Genomic DNA, 4,484 nt, shown 5'->3' with positions numbered 1-4,484 from the left:
TACTATGCTCGGGCAAGAGGCATCCGAAGCGGGAGCCTATGCGTTGGAGTATTCAATGGAGTTAAAAGTCTCAGCAGTGCCGATTCCTACAGCGATATGGTTATTTGGTTCCGGGTTAACGGGACTCCTTGCTTTCAAACGCCGTTACTTAAAAGCAGCCTAGCCGCCCGTCAGCGATTTCGCTGTACGAGAGCGGCAGCTCATCGAGAGAGTGCGTGGCTTATAGCTTGAGGTAACTGTTCATTTTTACTATTGCTGACGTGGCAACAGCAAATCTTCCAGAAAAAAAGCAGATAATTCGGTGCGCCCTGTTACCCCTGCTTTCCGATATACTGCACGGGCTTGGTCACGTATGGTACGTTCGCTTGTATTGCGCGCATGGGCAATTTCGCCATGACTCAGGCCCTTCAGCATTAGCATTCCAACTTCCACTTCGGCTTGGGTGAGTTGCCAAATATCAAATTGCTTCCGAATTTGCACAGCCAGTCCCGCGATAAGCTCACGATTTGCTTCACGCCATTGCTGAGCTTGTTGATTTGCTAATGCTAAATCCTGGGTCAGCAAATCGATTTTAGATTGCGAAAATTGATAATAAAGCCGGCCAAAATAAGCAACACCGAGCAGGGAAAGCGTCAGAATGACTACTTCGGTGAGCAAATGCGTCCAAGGGACGCCATCTCGATAGTCACCAAGCAGATCTAGCGTAATTAGCATAAAAACAAATAGACTGAGAGCAATAGCCCATTGGCTAAATCGCCTGGTATCGTTAATTAATGTCATTAAATCACTTATACGTCGGATGACGGATGTTAAAAAGACAAGTTTAACTCAATATTAGACTTAACAATTTGTATCGGTCTACTAGTCAGGAGAAATTACATGACAAATGATAAAAAAACCTTAAGGGTATGGGATCCAGTGGTTCGAATTGGACATTGGACTTTAGTGATCGCATTTTTTACGGCTTATTTTACCGAAGATGATTTTATGGACTTGCATGTGTGGGCAGGCTATGTCGTAACCGCTTATTTGCTGATTCGAATACTGTGGGGCTTTGTCGGCGGTAAGTATGCACGCTTCAGTAATTTTATATATTCCCCGTCTCAGATTATTGGTTGCTTAAAAAATCTGATAACACGCAAGCCACAGCATTATATTGGCCATAATCCTGCTGGCGGTGCTATGGTTGTTGCCTTGTTATTAAGTCTGGCGGCAACTACTTTGACGGGCTTAAAATTATATGCGGTAGAGGATAATAAAGGGCCTTTCGCCGTTTCAGCAACGCAAGCCCAGACACATATCCAGTCTACATCACTGATTTCTGTGGCCAACGCAGCGGATGACGAGGATGACGATGAAAAATCCGAGCGTAATGGTAACGAGCGCCGGATTGATAAAGAAGGGGAGGAATTCTGGGAAGAATTACATGAGGTTTTCGCTAACCTGACGCTTTTATTAGTGTTTTTACACATTTTGGGTGTCGCCGTTTCCAGTTACATTGATAAAGAGAAACTGGTTAAAGTCATGTTAACGGGAAAAAAAGACGTCGATGACACTTACCAATAGTGCAATAGTACCCTTGTTCATCATGCTAAAATTTTAAAGGAACTCGTTTGAGACATTCTGAATTTCATCGCGCACATCGTATCGGATGGTTACGCGCAGCCGTGTTAGGTGCCAATGATGGCATCGTCTCAACTTCAAGTCTTGTGATTGGAATAGCGGCGGCTCATACAGATCTCCATGCCATACTGGTTAGCGGGACAGCCGGCTTGGTAGCCGGAGCCATGTCTATGGCGGCCGGTGAGTATGTATCTGTCAGCTCCCAAGTTGATACTGAGCAAGCCGACCTGAGGCGGGAAAAGCAAGAACTGGCGGATAATCACCATCATGAAGTAAATGAACTAAAAACCATCTACATCGATAGAGGCCTCGAACCGGAACTAGCCCTGCAGGTTGCCGAGCAACTTATGCGCCACGATGCCTTGGCAGCTCATGCCCGTGATGAATTAGGACTAACTGAAATCACCACTGCACATCCCCTACAGGCAGGCTTGATTTCTGCTATGACGTTTTCACTGGGCGCATTGCTACCACTCTTGATGGTTATGGTTTTTCCTCACTTGCCTTTAGCACAAGTCAATCAAATTATCATAGATTTAACCGGATCGGACACTATGCCTCTGATTACTATAGTGGGTTCTATTTCACTGTTATCCCTGATGTTGTTGGGCGGGCTATCTGGGTTCATTGGAGGGTCTTCTGCTTTTACTGCTATTGCCCGTGTCTCGTTTTGGGGCATGCTCTCGATGAGCATTACCGCCAGTGTCGGCTTACTTTTCGGGGCGGTAAATGGATGACATTTTGTTAACTTAACTTCCCTTCTATCTCCTGCTCCCTTTTGGCATTATTTTGATCGCTACGATAATGGCCAACGCGGCTTGGAAGTGTTTTCAAAACAGCGGAGTATATTGGCGGGGAACATTGTATCCCATAGAACAGTTAAGGGCGGGGCAAAGAGTAAAGTTATAAATGGTGTCACTATAATCTGTATAAACTTAAAAACATTCGGATGACCTAAAATGCTGATTTTGGCAGTTATGATTATTCGCATTTTGCCAGCAATTTTGAATTTTTTTCTATTAAAAATCGTGACAGTCCGCATCACCACAGCAGTTTTTCAAAAATTGGTAGACAAATTTTTTTCGCTTCTGATCCGTCATAGTCGGTTGAGAAACGATAGCAGTCCTTCAGAATCAAGGCTGAATTTAAAGTTTGAATTTCCGTACCCGACCCATACCAGGCGTCCGCCTTCGCATGAACTGACCGTCAGGAGTCAACTCATAGGAGACAGTCGGATGTAATTGAAAAACCCGATATGTTTTGCTAAAAACGCCACCAGCCGGACATCTTTGATCGCGGCGGTAATTCCATCGTGCTCGTTTTCGCTAACACGACGGTTAAATAGGTAGGCCACATCCAGCCCGTCGCCTCGGGAGAAAGCCCCCGCGCAGGTACCGTCCAGTGTTCCGTGCCGAGTAAGGTTTTTTTCTCGCTTTCCCACATTCCAAACGGCATGCTGAGCAATGAAACGAGCTAAGCTCGGTGCAGATGTAAGAAGCCCCCCCACTCCTTCACCACTTTCCAGCACGAAGTCGCCACCATAGGCGTTTGGAGCATACTTATTTGTCGCAACGTCGATTTTGGATAGTTGGATTCCCGGATTATCGTAAGACGAAACTTCATGAAGCTTGCGACTGCCGACTGATGTGGCAGCAACGAATACATCATGGATTCCCATTGGATGAAGTAAACTACTATTCCCGTATAAATACCTGACTAAACTATCTCTTGTCGGGGTGGTGATAATGCCGAGTTTGCTCGCAATGCCTCGTAAGTCGGTATCAAAGTCCCGTGCTAATCCGCTTAGCCGAAGAACAAGCTGACGAATTGTGATACTAATTACCCTTGAGTCTGGGGTCTGACTGGCTAACAGTGCAGAACTGATACCAAGTAAGTCAAAAGCGGGAGTGTTCCACGTTAACCGCCCAACAGCTACCAGCCTGTCGATAGCCGCTGCAGTAAACATTTTACTAAGGCTAGCGATACGAAACAATGTGGCGGGCTGAGTAACCGGATAATTAGGCTCAGCCCACGTATAACCTCGGCTAGCCAAAATATGTCCTTTACGGGCAACCGCAACTGACCCCGCTCTAATGGAATGTTCTGTCATAAATGTGCGAATAGTCCTATCCATATGGCTTGATCCTGAAAAAGTGTTTCCCGTAGTCATCCATTGCCAATGTAATGGTTCATCATTGTGAGCGAATATAGATGCGTAACGTGTTGCATTTCTGGCCCCGCCGGCCTGCACCATAATGGGCATTAGCCCTGCCGCCACTCGGATATCGAATTCCGTTTGATAATCGGCTCCGGTCAAATTATGGCGAGCCCACCATTCCCCGATTGGTTCGTCGCGAAAGACCGATAAGATCCAGCCATCAGGTGCCACTGATACATACGCAGGTCGCACACCTGCCAAAACCTCCGCATCAACAAAACGTTGATACGTAGTCGAGTCGGACCACCACCATGCCCAAGGAATCGATTTTTGATTCTTAACCCAAATGCCCGCAAATCGACGGTCATCTGGAATACCGTATACTGCCAGACAGCGCGGAATAAAGCCTTGGTCAAACGCTCGTTGGTTTTCATGAGTAATTGTGTCTGGATCTGTTACGGGGTCCCAACGAAGGTTATGTCTAGCATACCAAGGCCTAGTAACGCCCTTTTCAAATAAAGCAATGAATATCGCTTGATTAGCTGGCCCAGTAGCACTAACCAATACAGGAGCAAAACCCTGACCACTAAGTTCATTAAATCGAGTCTGATATGCAATTGCTGAAAGTCCATGTACTTCCCGCCAAGCTGGGCCAGGACGTTGGACCCAGACTGCACTGTAAAGGGCTTCGTCAGGATCACCT

The 4,484-nt window shown here is 46.3% G+C and carries 4 protein-coding genes; 2 read left to right on the top strand and 2 right to left on the bottom strand.

Translation table 11 applies throughout. From position 1 onward, the window contains the following. Positions 1-249: 249 nt before the first annotated feature. Positions 250-780 (bottom strand): LuxR C-terminal-related transcriptional regulator, encoded by a 531-nt coding sequence (locus ABL924_RS17940; RefSeq protein ID WP_349028465.1) that lies wholly within the window; start codon positions 778-780, stop codon positions 250-252. 99 nt (positions 781-879) lie between these two features. On the opposite strand from ABL924_RS17940, the gene ABL924_RS17935 reads away from it, so the two are divergent. Beyond that, entirely contained in the window at positions 880-1,566 is a 687-nt protein-coding gene (locus ABL924_RS17935) for a cytochrome b/b6 domain-containing protein (RefSeq protein WP_349028464.1), read from the top strand. A 47-nt stretch (positions 1,567-1,613) separates the two neighbouring features. Then, positions 1,614-2,360 (top strand): VIT family protein, encoded by a 747-nt coding sequence (locus ABL924_RS17930; protein ID WP_349028463.1) that lies wholly within the window; start codon positions 1,614-1,616, stop codon positions 2,358-2,360. A gap of 476 nt (positions 2,361-2,836) precedes the next feature. Here ABL924_RS17930 and ABL924_RS17925 read toward each other — a convergent pair. Then, positions 2,837-4,484 (bottom strand): serine hydrolase (locus ABL924_RS17925; protein WP_349028462.1); only part of this gene is annotated, 1,648 nt, incomplete at its 5' end.

The organism is Methyloglobulus sp. (assembly GCF_040079455.1).
Lineage (GTDB): Bacteria > Pseudomonadota > Gammaproteobacteria > Methylococcales > Methylomonadaceae > Methyloglobulus.
Note: the sequence above shows the minus strand (reverse complement) of the source record. Positions and strands in the feature narration are given on the sequence as shown.